The sequence below is a fragment of the Streptosporangium sp. NPDC023963 genome (genome assembly GCF_040639135.1).
In the GTDB taxonomy this organism is placed as follows: Bacteria; Actinomycetota; Actinomycetes; order Streptosporangiales; family Streptosporangiaceae; genus Streptosporangium.
Genome location: NZ_JBEZZK010000021.1, coordinates 79,109 through 95,045 on the forward strand (window position 1 = coordinate 79,109; position 15,937 = coordinate 95,045).

General features: G+C 70.7%; 12 protein-coding genes and 1 pseudogene. 5 read left to right on the forward strand and 8 right to left on the reverse strand.

Going from position 1 to position 15,937, the window contains the following annotated elements; translation table 11 throughout:
• Nucleotides 1-8: 8 nt before the first annotated feature.
• Entirely contained in the window at nt 9-818 is an 810-nt protein-coding gene (locus AB0F88_RS39135) for a HAMP domain-containing sensor histidine kinase (protein ID WP_362696201.1), read from the reverse strand.
• A gap of 442 nt (nt 819-1,260) precedes the next feature.
• On the opposite strand from AB0F88_RS39135, the gene AB0F88_RS39140 reads away from it, so the two are divergent.
• Nucleotides 1,261-2,589, forward strand: coding sequence for a hypothetical protein (locus AB0F88_RS39140; RefSeq protein WP_362696203.1), 1,329 nt, complete (start codon nt 1,261-1,263; stop codon nt 2,587-2,589).
• A gap of 28 nt (nt 2,590-2,617) precedes the next feature.
• Here AB0F88_RS39140 and AB0F88_RS39145 read toward each other — a convergent pair whose 3' ends face one another.
• The 6 genes and pseudogenes from AB0F88_RS39145 to AB0F88_RS39170 all read right to left on the reverse strand — a co-directional run bounded on the left by AB0F88_RS39145 (nt 2,618) and on the right by AB0F88_RS39170 (nt 8,519).
• Nucleotides 2,618-3,454, reverse strand: coding sequence for a hypothetical protein (locus AB0F88_RS39145; RefSeq protein WP_362696382.1), 837 nt, complete (start codon nt 3,452-3,454; stop codon nt 2,618-2,620).
• 9 nt (nt 3,455-3,463) lie between these two features.
• Nucleotides 3,464-4,240: pseudogene (locus AB0F88_RS39150) on the reverse strand (phenylalanine--tRNA ligase subunit alpha); the annotation flags it as partial.
• Nucleotides 4,241-4,734: 494 nt separating this feature from the next.
• Entirely contained in the window at nt 4,735-4,950 is a 216-nt protein-coding gene (locus tag AB0F88_RS39155; RefSeq protein ID WP_350969734.1) for an EF-hand domain-containing protein, read from the reverse strand.
• Nucleotides 4,951-5,184: 234 nt separating this feature from the next.
• Nucleotides 5,185-5,511, reverse strand: a complete 327-nt coding sequence (locus tag AB0F88_RS39160; RefSeq protein ID WP_362696205.1) for a four-helix bundle copper-binding protein — start codon at nt 5,509-5,511, stop codon at nt 5,185-5,187.
• A 207-nt stretch (nt 5,512-5,718) separates the two neighbouring features.
• Nucleotides 5,719-7,995 (reverse strand): protein translocase subunit SecD, encoded by a 2,277-nt coding sequence (secD, locus tag AB0F88_RS39165; protein ID WP_362696207.1) that lies wholly within the window; start codon nt 7,993-7,995, stop codon nt 5,719-5,721.
• A 137-nt stretch (nt 7,996-8,132) separates the two neighbouring features.
• Entirely contained in the window at nt 8,133-8,519 is a 387-nt protein-coding gene (locus AB0F88_RS39170) for a hypothetical protein (protein ID WP_362696209.1), read from the reverse strand.
• Between the two features lie 117 nt (nt 8,520-8,636).
• Between AB0F88_RS39170 and AB0F88_RS39175 the strand changes: the two genes are divergently transcribed.
• Complete coding sequence (locus AB0F88_RS39175; RefSeq protein WP_362696211.1) at nt 8,637-10,298, forward strand: alpha-amylase family protein; 1,662 nt, start codon at nt 8,637-8,639, stop codon at nt 10,296-10,298.
• 142 nt (nt 10,299-10,440) lie between these two features.
• On the opposite strand, the gene AB0F88_RS39180 is transcribed toward AB0F88_RS39175, so the two are convergent.
• On the reverse strand, nt 10,441-11,058 hold the full coding sequence (locus tag AB0F88_RS39180; protein ID WP_362696213.1) for a TetR/AcrR family transcriptional regulator: 618 nt from the start codon (nt 11,056-11,058) through the stop codon (nt 10,441-10,443).
• An 80-nt stretch (nt 11,059-11,138) separates the two neighbouring features.
• Here AB0F88_RS39180 and AB0F88_RS39185 point away from each other — a divergent pair, with 80 nt between their 5' ends.
• The 3 genes from AB0F88_RS39185 (at nt 11,139) to AB0F88_RS39195 (ending at nt 15,920) form a co-directional block, all read left to right on the forward strand.
• A complete protein-coding gene (locus tag AB0F88_RS39185) occupies nt 11,139-11,873 on the forward strand; it encodes an SDR family oxidoreductase (protein ID WP_362696215.1) in 735 nt (244 codons plus the stop codon).
• Between the two features lie 202 nt (nt 11,874-12,075).
• Complete coding sequence (locus AB0F88_RS39190) at nt 12,076-15,156, forward strand: AAA family ATPase (RefSeq protein ID WP_362696217.1); 3,081 nt, start codon at nt 12,076-12,078, stop codon at nt 15,154-15,156.
• Nucleotides 15,157-15,380: 224 nt separating this feature from the next.
• Complete coding sequence (locus tag AB0F88_RS39195) at nt 15,381-15,920, forward strand: RICIN domain-containing protein (protein WP_362696219.1); 540 nt, start codon at nt 15,381-15,383, stop codon at nt 15,918-15,920.
• Nucleotides 15,921-15,937 lie beyond the last annotated feature (17 nt).

The window sequence follows — 15,937 nt, forward strand, 5'->3', positions numbered from 1 at the left end:
CGCCGATATCAGGAGTGATCTGACATCTCGCGGTCGGCGAGGGGGAGGCGGAGGACGAACCGCGCGCCACCGGTGCTGGAGTCCTCCACGTCGATGGTCCCCCGGTGGGACTCGGCGATGTCACGGGCGATCGTGAGGCCGAGGCCGGTACCCCCTCGGTTACGGCAGCGGGCGGTGTCCAGCCGGGTGAACCGCTCGAAGATCCTCGCCCGGTCGGCGGCGGCGATGCCGTCACCGTCGTCGGTGACGGCCAGCTCGCCGTACCGGCCGTTCCGGCACACCTCGACCAGCACCGCGTGCCTGGCGTGGCGCTGGGCGTTGTCCAGAAGATTGGCGAGGAGGCGGGTGATCTCCGCGTCGATGACGTTCGCCCGCACCCCGGGGGCGAGCCGGAGCCGTACGGGGACACCGTTCTCGCGCCGCGAGATCGCGGCACGGACCATCTCCCCCAGGTCCACGTTGACGAACGCGTCAGGAGTGTGCGCACCCACCTTCGCCAGCACCAGCAGGTCGGTGACGATCGTCTGGAGCCGGCCGACGCCCTCCAGCGCGTCCGCCAGGAGTTCGTCCAGATCCGTCTCGTCGGGGTGCAGCCGTGCCTCTTCCAGGAGCGTTCTGAGCCCGGCGATCGGGGTGAACAGCTCGTGGGAGGCGTCGGACACGAATCGCCGCTGCTGGATCAGCGACTGGTCGACCCGGCTTCTGGCGCTCTCCAGCCGGTCCAGCAGGTTGCCGGTGGCCAGGGCGAGATGCATGATCTCGTCCGCCCTGGGAAGACCGTGGAACCCGTTGCTCAGATCCTTGGCGCGCGGCGACATGAGGATTCGTTTCGAGGTACGTCGATCGGCGCGCTTCCGCCGCCGGCGATGGGATTTCTCGACGGCGGTTCGATGGCCGGGGGGAGCCCTCCCGCCTCTGGACAGTTGTTCACCGAATCATGATGTCGTCTCCGCCGCCCGTCGTCTGCGCTGGCAGCCTCCGTTTGGTCCTTCATGCCAGCGGGGCCTGCGGCATTACCGCCAGCAGCAATGCCCCGGCGCCCTCACCCGGGTACTATCCGCCGCCCGGAGCCGGGCGGGCTCGCCGTGGCACGGCGATGGTGTGAAGGGCGATGGCCGGTACGGGTTCGACGGGAGACGCCAGGACATGGCGGGAGATATCAGAATGCTGAGGATTCCTTGACTGGGACTGTCGAGTCCATCGTGATCTGGGTAAAGTGCGGATCGATCGTTTTGACCAGCTTTCCGGGGAGTTCAGGACATGCGACTTACTCTGCGCCGGGCTCTCGCCATGGGCGCCGCGCTCGCGCTCGTCGGTGTCATGACACCCGGGGCCGCGTACTCGGAGGACGATCCCCGCAGCTGTAACGACCTGATGGGTGCCGACACCCCGGCCTACGTCGTGTGCACCTGGCTGGCCACGCCGGAGGAGGCCCTCGGGGTCGCGCTGTTCTGGGGGGCCGACGACAACGCCAACCTCAAGGGAGCCACCCCGAGCGACGGCAAGTTCCTCGACTGCTCGGCCCCCGGATCGGTCTGCCCGGAGCCGCCCGGCGGCGGTGCCGAGGGCGACGAGAATTCCCCCTTCCCCGAGGGGGCCGGGGACGGCGGCGCGCCCGACTGCGAGGCCGGCCAGCAGTGCTCGGTCGACGGGCACGGCGAGGGCGGTGACGGCACGGTCTCCGGGGCCGAGCGGACCGGCGCCTCCACGCCGGCGCCGACCACCACCCCCACGGGCGCTCAGGACCCCGCGGCCGCGGCCGCGGCGCAGACTCCCGCCGGTCAGGCGATCACCGCGGCGAAGGCCGTGCAGCTGAGGGTCTGGATCGACACCGAGCTGGCCGACGACTGGAAGGCCGGCACCGAGACCTTCACCGCCGCCGTCAAGCGCATCGGCGCGCTGGCCGCGCGCCCGGAGGTGGCGGGCATCCGGTTCACCTCCCAGCTGGGCTACAACACCACGTTCAAGACCGACGCGGAGATCACCGCGTTCGTCACCGCGGCCTCCGACGCCCTCCGCCAGGCCGCGCCCGGCAAGCGGCTGGGCATCCACACGGTGGTGCCCGAGCTCGCCTGCGGCGCGAACGACACCTGCAAGGTCGAGATGCGCAAGCGGTACCCGCTGCTCGCTCCCGAGAAGGTCGAGTCTCCCCTGATCACGGGCCGCGTCGACCAGCTCTCCCTGGACAGCGGCCTGCTGTACGGCGGCTACGACGCCTGGAAGATCAACGCCGAGCAGGCCCACCTCAACCAGTGGATCCAGGTCCGCGCCCGTTCGTGGGACGTCCTGGCCCAGATCGCCGCCGAGGAGACCGGGCTCGTCGGCCAGGTGACCGACGCCAAGATCGCCTCCCGGCTGTCGGCGCCCGTCAAGGACGGCGGCGCCCAGCAGGTGAACGTGTGGACCAGCGTCCAGAACGCCCAGGGCGCGGTGAGCCGGCTGACCGCCTGGGAGCAGCTGAAGAAGCTCCTCCCGATCCAGCGCCGCCTGGCCGGCGTCTACAACCCGGCCAGTCCCGAGACGGACGTGACCACCGACCTCAAGAAGCTCTCCGAGGTCTTCGGCCAGATCTATCTCACGACCGTCTGACGCCCCCGCCGGCGGGCCGCCTCGGGAGTCACCTGCTCCCGAGGTCGGTGAGGTGCTCCATCGCGGTGAGGTCGATCTCCATGGCGCTCGTCCTCGGGGGCAGGCCCAGCGCCTGAACCGTCCCGGCGCGCAACTCGCCCGCGTGGCCCAGCACGGCCTCGCCGACGAGCAGTTCCAGGCAGCGTCCAGGCAGCCAGGGCGCGTACTCGGTGGGCCGGGTGACCAGCCCGGCTCCCATGACGTGCGCCGCCGTACGCGCGGCGTCGACCGCGCGGGCCCATGACGACTCGCCGGTCAGGGCGGCGGCGAGGTGGCGGGGCTGGGCGGGGATGGCGGTGTTCAGCGCGTCGAGCTGGTCGTCGGTGGGGCGGCGGTCCGCCCGGGGGGCGGGCGGGAGGTCGCCGCTCGCGGGCGGCACGAAGACCGTCCCCTGCTCGAAGAGCGCCGGGGCGTGGTTTCCCCGGGTGAGGTTGAGACCCAGCGCGGCCAGCAGGCCGGGGAGAAGCGTGGTGCGCAGGGACGGCTCGCGCGGGCTGATCGGGTTCGTGAGCGTCAGCGCGGCACGACGCGGGTCGTCGGGCGCCAGGCCGAAGGCGTCCCACGCGGCGTCGCAGACGAAGGGAAAACACGGCGTCTCGACGTATCCCGCTCCCGCCAGCGCGTGCCCGATCCGCCGCCGCAGGTTCTGTGACCGGGTGAGCCCTCCGCCGGCCTCCCGTCTCCGCGCGGCCCTGGCACCGTGGCCGCGTGCCAGCGGGATGGTCTCCATGTCGGGCACGGCCCGCGCGGCCGGCACGGCCCGCGTCGGGGGTGTGGCCCGGGGAAGGGGCCGGGGCCGCGGTCTGCCGGGGGCGAACTCGTCCATCCCGAGGGGGAAGCGGATGTCGCCGTCGACGACGTCGCGCATGTCCTTCAGCCCGTGCCGCAGCATCAGCGTTCGCTCGACGCCCATGCCGAAGGCGAAGGCGCCGTATCTGTGCGGATCGACGCCGCAGGCGGCCAGCACCCGGGGGTGGACCATGCCGCACCCGCCCCACTCGATCCATCCCTCGCCGCCGCAGGTCCCGCACGGGTCCGCGGGAACGTCTCCGGCGCCGCTTTCCCGAGAGGCCCGGGCGGGATCCTCCGCGCCGGTGCCACGGCAGACCGTGCACTCCACGTCCACCTCCGCCGACGGGTCGGTGTAGGCGAAGCGGTGGGTGCGGAGCCGGGTCACCGTGCCCCTGCCGAACACGGAGGTGGCGAAGTGGTCGAGGGTCTTCTTCAGGTCGACCATGGTGAGGCCCAGGTCGACGGCGAGACCCTCGACCTGGTGGAACACCGGGCTGTGGGTGGCGTCGGCAGGGTCGGGACGGAAGGCGCGGCCCGTGCAGACCATCCGCAGGGGAGGGGGCGTGTCGAGCATCACCCTGACCTGCACCGGTGAGGTGTGCGTGCGCAGCACGAGACCCGACCTCCGGCCGGGGATCGAGGGGTGCTCGACGTAGAAGGTGCGTTCGGGAGCGCGGGAGGGGTGGCGGTCGTCCATGTTGAGGGCGTCGAAGCTGAACCACTCGGCCTCGACCTCGGGCCCCTCGGCGACACGGTAGCCGAGGTCGAGGAAGACATCGGTCATCTGCTCGGCCATGACGGTCACCGGATGCCGGGCACCACGCGAGTCATGCGGCGCGCTCCCGGCGCGGCCGCTGAATGCGCTCCTCATCGTTCTGCCCTCTTCCTCTGTGAGGCTTCCCGAGCAGGCCGGCTCCCGAGGCGGTCAGGCGAAAGCCGCCGGACCGCCTTCCGGCCGGGACATGACGGGAAGCGAGCGGAAGCGCGGATCGTGGCGACCGGACGACCTCACGCGCGAGACGCGAGATCACCTTCTGGAAAGGGATCGGCGTGCGACGACCGTTCGGGAACATCGGCGTTCACACGTCAATCCGAGCCTTCGCTACGCTGTGCGCTCATATGACTACCCAAAGTTATTGTGCGGTCAATGGCGCGTCAACATGCCACCAGGTCGGTGCCGGAGGATCGGGCCGGCCCGGCCCGCGGTGTCCGGATCGGTGCCGGAGGGTGGGGCCGGCCCGGCCTGCGGTGTCCGGATCGGGGCTGGAAGGTGGGGCCGGCCCGGCCCGGGGCGTCCGGATCGGGGCTGGGAGGTCAGCCCGCCCGGGTCTGGGCGAGGTATCCGGCGAACTCCTCCAGGGAGATGAGGCCGTCGCCGTCCTGGTCGATCCTGGCGACGGCCGCCGCGGCCGCCTCCGGGGTGATCGGCTGGCCGAGCACCTCCATGAGCCTCGTCAGTTCGGGGATCGAGATGAGGCCGTCACCGTCAACATCAACGATCTTGAAAGTCGTCGCGTAGTCGTCCGCCACGATTGCATCCGCCTTCGGCAGCAGGGAAATCAGACGCCAAGCACACTAGCGGGATTCGAGGCGCGGTCTCCTGCTGAAAGCGGAGGATTCCCATCGTTCCGGTCATGACGGGGGCGCCGCCGATCGGATCGGCGGCGCCCCTTTCACCCGCTGTTCCGCCATGTCTCCCCGCGTCCCGTCACGTCATCCCTCTGCCGACGTGGACGGCCCGGCGAAGACCTGCCGGACGGTCGTTCAGGCTCGTGCGCCGACCATGGCCTGGCAGGCCTCGGCGCACATCCGGCACGCGTTGGCGCACTCCTTCATCATGGAGTCGTTGCCCACGGACATGCACGCCTCGGCGCACTTGGTCGCCACCTTCGCGCACATCGCGGCCATCTCCATCGCCATCGGCGACTGGCGCATCATCATGTCCGCGCACATGCGGGTCATGTCGGCGCAGTCCATGAGCGGGCCCATCATCGCCATGTCGGCATGCTGGCCCCCCTGCATGAGGCAGTAGGTCATGGTCTGCTCGCAACGGCTGTGGCTCTCCATGCACGCATCGATGCTCTTCTGCATCTGAGGGCTCATCTTGACCGCGTGGCTCATGCTTTCTCCCCGTTTTCGTGACCGTTCTGCTTCAACGGCCGAAGATCTCGCAACAGTGTTGTGCCCCTGTCGAGGACCCTTGCCAGCCGAGGAGTTCTGCCTTTAGTCGCAGATGGCAATAGTTTTGTGCATAAATTCACCCATCATTTGTAGGATTAGTGGGAAAAGCGGAGGCGGTCAGACCACCGCGCCCGAGCCCTGGCGGGCCGGGGCCGGTCCCTTCCGCTTGGGCCGGGGCGGCCCGGTGGGCTTGCTCCGCTCCAGCTCGATCGCGAGCGGCCCCGCGACCAGCGCGGAGGAGAGCGTGCCGACGACGATCCCGATCAGCAGCGCCACCGCGAAGTCGGTCAGCGAGTCACCGCCGAGCACCGCCAGCGCGGCCAGGATGAACAGCGCGCCCAGGCCGGTGTTGACCGTGCGGGGGATGGTCTGCAGGATCGCGGTGTTCGTCACCTCGGCGAACGGGGCCTTCGGCCGCGCACCCCACAGCTCGCGGACCCGGTCGAAGACCACGACCTTGTCGTTGACCGAGTAGCCGATCACGGTGAGCATCGCGGCCAGGAACACCCCGTCCACCGGCTTGCCCAGCCACGCGAACGCGCCGACCACGATCGCCGCGTCGGCCACCAGGGCCAGTACCGCCGCCAGTCCGAACGTCCAGCGGAACCGGAAGGCGAGATAGGCGAGCTGCGCGGCGAGCGCGACCCCGAGCGCGATCAGCGCGTTGCGGCGCAGCTCGTCCCCGAGGCTCGGCCCGACGAGCTCGTCGCGCTCCTTGGTGACCGACGCGCCCCCGCTCTCCAGCGCGCTCTCGATCCGCACCACGTCGGCGGGACTGATCTGACCGGTCCGTACGGAGATGTCCTCGCCGGAGGACTGCACCACCGCGTTGGGGAATCCGGCGTCGCTGACGAGCCGGCGGGCGGCGTCGGCGGTCATCGGGGTGCTCGTGGAGTACTCCACGAGCCTGCCTCCGGTGAACTCCACACCGAAGTCGAGCCCGCGCACCGCGACCCCCGCCACGGACGCGGCCACCAGCACGCAGGTGACCAGGAAATACACCGCGCGGCGGCTCATCAGGTCGGGCTTGCGCGCGTTCAGCCAGGTGCGGACGCGCCCGATGTCGGACAGGCCGGTCAGCCTGGGCCGCGAGGAGACGGCCTGGAGGCTCACCGCCCACTGGGCGAGGACGCGCGTGATGACCATCGCGGTGATCAGCGAGGCGATCACACCGATGCTCAGCGTGACGCCGAAGCCGCGTACCGGTCCGGACGCCAGGAAGAACAGCAGCCCGGCGGCGAGCAGCGTGGTGATGTTGGAGTCGGCCACCGCGCTCCACGCGTTGCGGAAGCCCTTCTCCAGCGCGCCCCGCAACCCCGGCTCCGCCGCGTACTCCTCCCGCGCCCGTTCGAAGACCAGCACGTTGGCGTCGACCGCCATGCCGATCGCCAGGACGAAGCCGGCCAGTCCCGGCAGGGTGAGCGTGGCGCCGAGCCCCACCAGCGCCGCGTACGAGATCAGCGCGTAGCAGGCCAGGGCGAAGGCGGCGATGAGGCCCACCAGCCGGTAGGTCACGACGATGAACAGCGCGGTGAGCGCGATGCCGATCACCGCGGCCCAGGCGCTGGCCGTGATCGCGGCGGCGCCGAGCGTCGGGCCCACGGTCCGCTGCTCGACGATCTCGACGGGTACCGGCAGCGAGCCGCCCTTGATCAGCAGGGCCAGGTCGGCGGCCTCCTCCGAGGTGAAGGTGCCGGTGATCTGGGTGGAGCCGCCGGGCAGGCCGACGTTGCAGGCCACGTCCTCGTTCACCTGGGGTGAGACGATCACCTTGGAGTCGAGCACGATGGCGACCCGCCGTTTGGGGTCGTTCGGCTGGTTGCAGGCGGCCTGGCCGGTCAGCTTGGCCCACTCCGCCCGGCCGCTGTCGCGGAAGTCGACGGTGACGAACCAGCCGCTGCCCTGCTGGGCGTCGATCCCCGCCTCGGCGCCGCTGACGCCCTCACCGGTGAGGGCGGCCGGTCCGATGTGCAGCGAGCCGCCGCTCTCGTCGGGCAGGATCTGCTCGCCCTTCCCCGGCTTGGTGCCGGTCGCCGGGTCGGGGACGCCGAGGACCGGGTGGAAGGTGAGCTGCGCGGTCTTGCCGATGACCTCGGCGGCCTTGGTCGGATCCTGCACGCCGGGCAGTTCCACGATGATGCGCCGCTCGCCCGAGCGGGCCAGCGGGGCGTCGGCCACGCCCAGGCCGTCGGCCCGGCGGCGGAGCACCTCGAGGGTGCGGTCGGTGGCCGCGGCGTCGGCCTTGACGGTCGGTGAGTCTCTGGTCTCCAGTACGAGCTGGGTGCCGCCACGAAGGTCGAGGCCGAGGCGCGGCGACATGGTCAGGGCGATGAACAGCGAGGTGGCGATGACGGCGAACGCCGCCACCGCGCGTACCACCGGGGCACGCGACATGGGAGCCTCCACAGGCTGGGGAACTGTCCTCGGGTCTGACGGAGGACCCGGCGCGACGGCTTTCCGGCGCGACGGCTCTCAGACACGGGAAAGGCGTTTTCCGGTACGGCGAAGGCCCGGAGCGGCTCCGGGACGGTTCAGCCGGTGGTGGAGGCGGGCGGCGCGCGCCCCGGCCTGACGAGCAGGGCCGCGAGCGGGCGGGTGTCGTCGTCGCGGTCCGGGCGCGAGTCCCGGCCGGTGGAGAGGAAGAGGTGCCGCGGGTCCGCCGGCGGGGTCGCGAGCGGGTGGCCGCCCCCGCCCCCCAGGCCGATCCCGGTGGCGGAGAGGCCGGTGACGAGGGCGTTCCTGTGCCCGCTGTCGGAGGCCGGGCGAGAGAACCGCTGGTGCTCGCCGGAGGACTGGGTGACGGTGGTGTGCCGCAGGAGGACGGTGGCGCCGCCCCCGCTCAACCCGCCGGAGACGAGCAGCGGCAGCAGCAGGGCGAGCAGCCAGCCCAAGGGCGCGCCGCGCCTCAGCTGTCGCATGTCTCCTCCTGGCCGTCCCGTCCACCGTAACGCGCCGGGGGGCTCGCCGACCTCTCCGGAGGCGGCCCAATGTCGGTGTTGTCTCATAAAAACGTCAAGGGAGGGTAGTGCGCACGCATGCGACTCACCTATACGGCTGATCTGTGGTGGAAGAACGCCGTCGTCTACTGCCTGGACGTCGAGACCTACAAGGACGGGAACGGTGACGGCATCGGTGATTTCCGGGGCCTCACCCAGCAGATCGACCACCTGGACCGGCTCGGGGTGACCTGCATCTGGCTGATGCCGTTCTTTCCCAGCCCCAGCCGCGACGACGGCTACGACATCAGCGACTTCTACTCGGTCGACCCCCGGCTGGGCACCCTTGGCGACTTCGTGGAGTTCATGCGCACCGCCAGGGACCGCGGCATGCGGGTGATCGCCGACCTGGTGGTCAACCACACCTCCGACGAGCATCCCTGGTTCAAGGAGGCCCGCTCCAGCCGCGACTCTCCCAAGCGCGACTGGTACGTCTGGCAGGACGAGCCGGGACCCGTCGACCCCAAGGCGATCGTCTTCCCCGACAAGGAGGACAGCCTCTGGGAGCTGGACAAGAAGACCGGCCAGTACTACTACCACAGCTTCTACAAGTTCCAGCCCGACCTGAACACGGCGAACCCGCAGGTCCGTGACGAGATCGCGCGCATTCTCGGCTTCTGGATGGAGCTCGGCCTGTCCGGCTTCCGGGTCGACGCGGTGCCGTTCCTGATCGAGGGCATCGGCGGCGACCCGCACGAGTTCCTCGCCGACCTGCGCGCCTTCATGAACCGCCGCGACGGCACCTCGATCCTGCTGGGCGAGGTCAACCTGCCCTACCCGGACCTGATGAAGTTCTTCGGTGACGCGGACAACGGCGACGAGGTCACCATGTGCTTCGACTTCATCGCCATGCAGCGCTTCCACCTGTCGATGGCCCGACAGAACCCGGAGGCCCTCGCCGAGGCCCTGCGCGACCGGCCGGAACCGCCCGACGACTCCCAGTGGGCGATGTTCGTCCGCAACCACGACGAGCTGACCCTGGACAAGCTCACCGAGGCGCAGAAGCACGAGGTCTTCGACGCCTTCGGCCCGGAGAAGAGCATGCAGCTGTACGACCGGGGCCTGCGCCGCCGCCTTCCCCCGATGCTCGGCGGCGACCTGCGGCGGCTCAAGCTGGCCTACAGCGTGCTGTTCTCCCTCCCGGGCACGCCGGTGCTCTTCTACGGCGAGGAGATCGGTCTCGGCGAGAACCTGAAGGCCGAGGGCCGGATGGCGGTCCGGGTCCCGATGCAGTGGTCGGCCGGAGGCGGCTTCTCGCCCGACCCGAAGACCACCGTCCCCTCGCCCGCCGGCAAGTTCGGCCCGCGCAACGTCAACGTCGCCGACCAGCGCCGCGACCCCGACTCGCTGCTCAGCTGGACCAAGCTCCTGATCGAGCGCTACCGGGAGTCGCCCGAGCTGGCCTGGGGCGCGTACGAGATCCTGGACGCCGGTGACGTGGCCGTGCTGGCCCACCGGGCCGACGCCGAGGGCGGCACCGTGGTCGCCGTCCACAACTTCGCCGACCGCGAGGCGAAGGTGGATCTCGTGCTCGAAAAGCTCGACGGCTGCGAGGTGCTGGTCGACCTGCTGGTGGACGGCACTCTCAACCTGCCCTCCGACGGCCGGGTGAAGTTCACGCTGGAGCCGTACGGCACCCGCTGGCTCCGCGCCTCCGTCCCCGACGCGGCCCCGGAGGACACCTCGGCCAAGAGCGGGTGACCCGGTCCGGAGATCACCCCGGACGCGGTCCGGAGATCACCCCGGACCGCGTCCCGGGGCGCCCGTCCGGCGTGTTTCACCGGACGGGAGGGCGCCCGTCCGGCGTGTCTCGCCGGGTGGGAGGGTGCCCGTCCGGCGTGTTTCACCTGGTGGGAGGGTGCCCGTCCGGCGTGCCCTCTCGTTCCCCCGGCCAGGCGAGCATCGCGAGGTCGGCGATCCGTTCCAGATCCCGCCGGGTCGCGCCGTCGCGGGCCTGGGCGGACATGCCCTGGACCGTGGCCGCGTAGAACAGGGCGAGGGCTTCGGCGTCGGTGCCCTCGGGGAGCAGGCCCGCCGCCACGTCCGAGGCGATGCGCGCCGTGAGCGCGGCCTTGGCGGCCTCCCTGATCCCGCGCATCGCCTCCCGCACGTCGGCCGACTCCGGGCCGACGTTGGCCGCCGCGCTGAAGACCAGGCAGCCCGGCGGGTGCCCGGGGTCGGTGTAGTTGGCCGCCGCCTCGCGCATCATCCTGGAGATCGCCGCCCGCGCGGTCGGCTCCTCGGCCAGCGCCCGCGCGGAGAAGTCGTACCTCCGGTAGCGCTCGACGACCTCCTCGAACAGGCGCCGCTTGTCGCCGAAGGCGGCGTACAGGCTGGGCGGGCGGATGCCCATCGCGGCGGTGAGGGAGGCGATGGAGGTGGCCTCGTAGCCGTGCCGCCAGAACTCCAGCAGCGCTATCTCCAGCACGGTGTCGCGGTCGAAGGCTCGCTTCCTGCTCACCGAAGCATTGTATAGCGAACGCTACAAAACCCTGCTACGGTTCGATTTTGTAGCGGTCGCTATGAAATGTGGGAGGCGATGTGAGAACCGCGTTGGTGACGGGTGCGAGCAGGGGGATCGGCAGGGCGATCGCCCTGCGGCTCGGGCGCGAGAAGGTCCGGGTGGCCGTCCACTACGCCAGGGACGAGGCGGCGGCGGGGGAGGTCGTGACGGCGATCACCGAGGCCGGGGGAGGGGCGTTCCCCATCCGGGCGGAACTCGGCGTGGAGGGGGACGTGGAGACGCTCTTCACCGCCCTGGAGAAGGAGGTGGACGGGCTCGACATCCTCGTCAACAACGCGGGGATCGTCGTCCCCGCCGGTATCTCGGAGATCACGCCCGAGGCGTACGACAGGATGTTCGCCGTCAACGTCAGGGCGCCGTTCTTCATCATCCAGCGGGCGCTGCCGCTCCTGCGCGACGGCGGGCGCGTCGTCAGCATCAGCTCCGGCGTGACCAGGATCGCCTTCCCCCAGAGTCCCGCCTACGTCGCGACCAAGGGGGCGCTGGAGGTGCTGAACCGGACGCTGGCCAAGGAGCTCGGTCCGCGCGGGATCACGGTGAACTCGGTCTCGCCGGGCATCACCGACACCGACATGAACGCGGGCTGGCTGCGCGGCGACGCGCAGGCCCAGGCGTACGCGGCCGGGCAGTCCGCCCTCGCCAGGGTCGGCGCCCCGGAGGACGTCGCCGACGTCGTCGCCTTCGTGGTCTCCGACGACGCCCGCTGGGTCACCGGGACCACCCTCGACGCCACCGGTGGCTCCGTGCTCTGAGCCATCTCCGGCTCCTCGCGACCTCGGGGCTTCGGGTCCCGAGTTTCGCACGACCTCTCGGAAGAAGGACCGTACGAAACGCACCGGCGACATGCTGTGAAAATCGCTAAAATGTTTTTTCCTCCGGCTGTGGCCGATCGGAAGTGAATTGATCGCTGTGGCCTGTCCCGTGCGGCGCGTTCAAGGAACGTGAGGAGCGGAAATGGCCCGTCCGGACCCCGACGACCATCTTCGGCGCCAGCTGCGCACCTTACAGCGGGTCGTGGGCGGACCCACCGACGCGACGCTGGCTCGCCGTAGCGGGGTCGCGGCGGCCACGTTCTCCGAGGTGATGGCCGGCAAACGGCGACTGCGGGACGAATTCGTCGCGAAGGTCGTCGCGGGCTGCGTGGCCTGTGCCCGCGCCGCGGGGAGGGTCGCCCTCGACGAGCGGCACGTTCTGCAAGCACTGCGGCTGCCTGGTCACACCGCCGCGGACAATGGCATCTTCGAACGCGACGACGATCTGAATTCCTGTTCATCGTCGCTCGACGACGTCCGCAGAAGGGCGGGGGCCACGATCGTGGTCGAGGGCCCGGCGGGAATCGGCAAGTCCGAACTGCTGGCGCGGGTGTGCTCGGAAAGCGCCGTGCGCGGGATCACTCCCTTGATGGTGCGCGGCAATCAACTCGATCAGACGATGTCCTTCTGCGGCGTCCGAACGCTGCTCGGCCGATGGGCGGCCGGTCACAGTGGCCAGGATCGCCAGCGTCTGTTCGCCGGCGCCGCCGCGTTCGCGCGGGTACCGCTCGGCCTGCCGCATACGCGGCGAGGGGGCTCGATGATCGGCTTGACCGAAGCCCTGTACTGGCTCCTGGTCAACGCCACCGACCCCGCCGGACGCGACGACGCGCTGCTGCTGGCCGTCGACGACGCGCACTGGCTGGACGAGGAGTCGCTGAACTGGCTGGAGTTCCTCAGTGCCCGGCTGGCCGGACTGCCTGTCGTTTTGTTGCTCGCCTGCCGGCCGGACGAGCCCACGACGTCCCCGGCGCTCACCCGCATCATCCTGCGCGCGACCTCGATCATCCGGCCCCGGCCGCTCAGCCTGGACGCCGTGCGTGCCATCGTCGACCGCAGCCTCGGGCGCCGGAGCGGCCCTCCCGACGAGACGTTCTGCTCGGCCTTCCACCAGCACAGCGGCGGCAACCCGTTCTATCTGCGGTGGATGCTCGATCTGGCCCACGAGCGCCGGCTCGCGCCGACGGCCGGGTCCGCCACGCGCGTCGCTCGCCTCATACCTCGCCAGGTCGTGGTCCACCTCAACGAGCGGCTGAGCATGCTGGGGCCGTCGGCGGAGCGGCTGGCCCGTACGATCGCCGTGCTCGGCCCCGGTATTCAGCTTGACCAGGCCGTACGTCTCGCGGGACTGACCTCTGAGGAAGGTGGGCGCGAATACGACCGGCTCTGCAGGGCCGCGATCCTGGCCGACCGGTCCAGTGTCGACTTCCGGCACCCGATCATCCGAAGCGCGGTCTACGACGCCATCGACCCCTCGCAGCGCAGCGACACCCATCTCGCGGCGGCAAGGCTGCTGCACCATGCCGATGCCGGCCTCGAGACGGTGGCCGCTCACCTGCTGCGGGTCACCACCGCGGGCGATCCCTGGGTGGTCGACCGGCTGGCCGCCGCAGCCGCCGAGGCGATGAGCTCCGGCCTGGCGGGCACGGCGGCCCGCTACCTCGGGCGCGCGGTCGCCGAGCCGCCCCCGCCCGGCCGGCGTTGCCAGGTACGAATGCGCTACGGGCAGGCGCTGGCGCTGGGCGAGGTGGCCACGGCCATCCCTGAACTGCTCGCCGCCCGCAAGCAGGCCGCCGATGACGCCCAGGGCGTCGAGGCGGCGATCGCGCTCGCCAAGGCGTACAGCTACGCCAACCGGCTCGGCGACGCCGTACGGTCCCTCGACCGGGCACTGGACGGTTGCCGTGACGACGCTCTGCGTGACCGCCTGCGGGCAGAGCAGTTGTTGTGGGCGACATGGTGGGCCGACGACCCGCACCGGCCCGACCGCATGCTGCTGCTCGACCGGGCCGCCCCACCGCTGTCTGGCACCGGCCACGTGGAGCGTCTGCTCATCGCCACGCACGCATGGAGCCTGGTGCTGCGCGGCGAGCCGCGGACCGCCGCGGCGGAGGCCATCCGGCCCGTGCTCCGGAACGGTGTGTCGTTCGCCGACCTCGACCAGGGCATGGAGGTGGGTACCATGACCGGATTCGTCCACCTGTACTCCGACGACCTCTCGATGGCCGGACGTCTGTTCGAGCAGGCGATGGAAGAGTTCGACCGCAACGGCTGGCGCGGCACCCACCTCACGTTCACCCGCGCCCATGTGGCGAACGTGGCTCTGCGGGAGGGAAGACTCGCTGACGCGGTCGCCGACGCCGAGATCGCGTTGCGCCTGGCCGACCGCACCGGTCCCGGAACGCCCGGGGAACAGTTCGCCACCGGCACCCTGATCGAGGCATTGCTCGCGCGCGGCGACGTCGATCGTGCGCAGGCGGTGTGCGGCGACCGCGAGTACGGCACGTCCTTGGCCGACGCGGTGGTGCTCCCGGTGCCGAACGCCGTTCGGGGCGCCCTTCAACTCGCGCGCGGTCAGACCGCCGGTGCCGCCGCCACTCTGCGCCGGGTCGGGCAGTGGCTCGAAAACGCGTGCCTGTTCAACCCGTCCGTGTGCCTGTGGCGCTTCGATCTCGGCCGGGCGCTGCGACACTCCGCGCCGGACCAGGCCCGCGAGGTCGTGGCCGTCGGGATGCGGCGAGCGGATCGATTCGGCGGCGAGCTGGCCCGTGCGCGAGCCCTGCGGACCCTCGCCGTGTTGCAGCCGGACTCGGCCGCGGAGCTTCTTGAGGAGGCGATCCGGATCTTGCGCCCTACGCCGCACCGCCTCGAACAGGCCCACGCTCTCGCCGAACTCGGCACAGCCCTGACCCGGAGCGATCACGATGCCCGCGTTCTGCTGTCCGAGGCACTGACACTGGCCGAGGAGTGCGGCGCCGTGTCGCTCGGCGACGCCGTCGCGCGGCGGCTCGGGTCCGCTCCTCGCCTCCGGCGCCGGCGGGTGAACGCCCTGGACCCGTGTCGGCAACGCGTCGCCCGGCTCGCCGCGGACGGGCACTCCAAGTCCGAGATCGCCTACAGCATGGTCCTCGACCTGGACACGGTCACCACGCTCCTCCGCGAAGCACACGACGTCCTCGGAGCCGACTCGCTCGCGGGACTGCGCCGTGCCCTGACGCCGTGAGCGTCATGGCGGGACCGTGATCGCCACCACCCTCCGGCCGGTACGGCCCCTGTCTTCGGGTGCCGGAAACGTTCGGTTATTCGGCGGAGATGGCGGAGCCCCGGCGCGGCCGGTGAAATGAGTCATCCGGTGACCGCGCCCCGCGAACCGGAACTCTTCGAAGGCGAAACGGACCCCGTGACGGTTCCTCCTGTCGTCTCCACGACCAAGGGAAAGTGATGGCAATGGCGAAGCATTACACGAAGACGGTCGGCGTGCTCCTGGCGGCGATGGTCGCGACCGCGGGGATGGCGCCGTCCGCGCCGGCGGCCTCAGCCGCCCTGGCGTCACCCGTGCCAGCGGGGGCCCTCACCTGGATCAGGAACTTCAACAGCTTCAAGTGCCTGGCCATCGCCGGTGCCGACCGGAACGACAACGCCCCCGCCGTCCAGTTCGGCTGTGACAGTCACGGGTCGCGTGTCTGGTATCTCGTGGACAGAGGCAACAACCATTACTGGATCAAGAACAACTTCACCGGCAAGTGCCTCACCATCGCCGCCGGCAGTCCCTACGAGAACGCCCCCGCCGTCCAGTACTACTGCGACGCACATCCGTCACGCCTGTGGTCCTTCGTCGACAAGGGCGATTCCAACTACCACATCCGCAATTACAACAGTGGCAAGTGCCTCACCGTCGCCGGCGGCGGCATCACCGACAACGTCTACGCCAACCAGTACTTCTGCGACAACCATCGGGCGCGTCTCTGGTACTTCGTCACCCGATGACCCTCGGGATCGAAGGC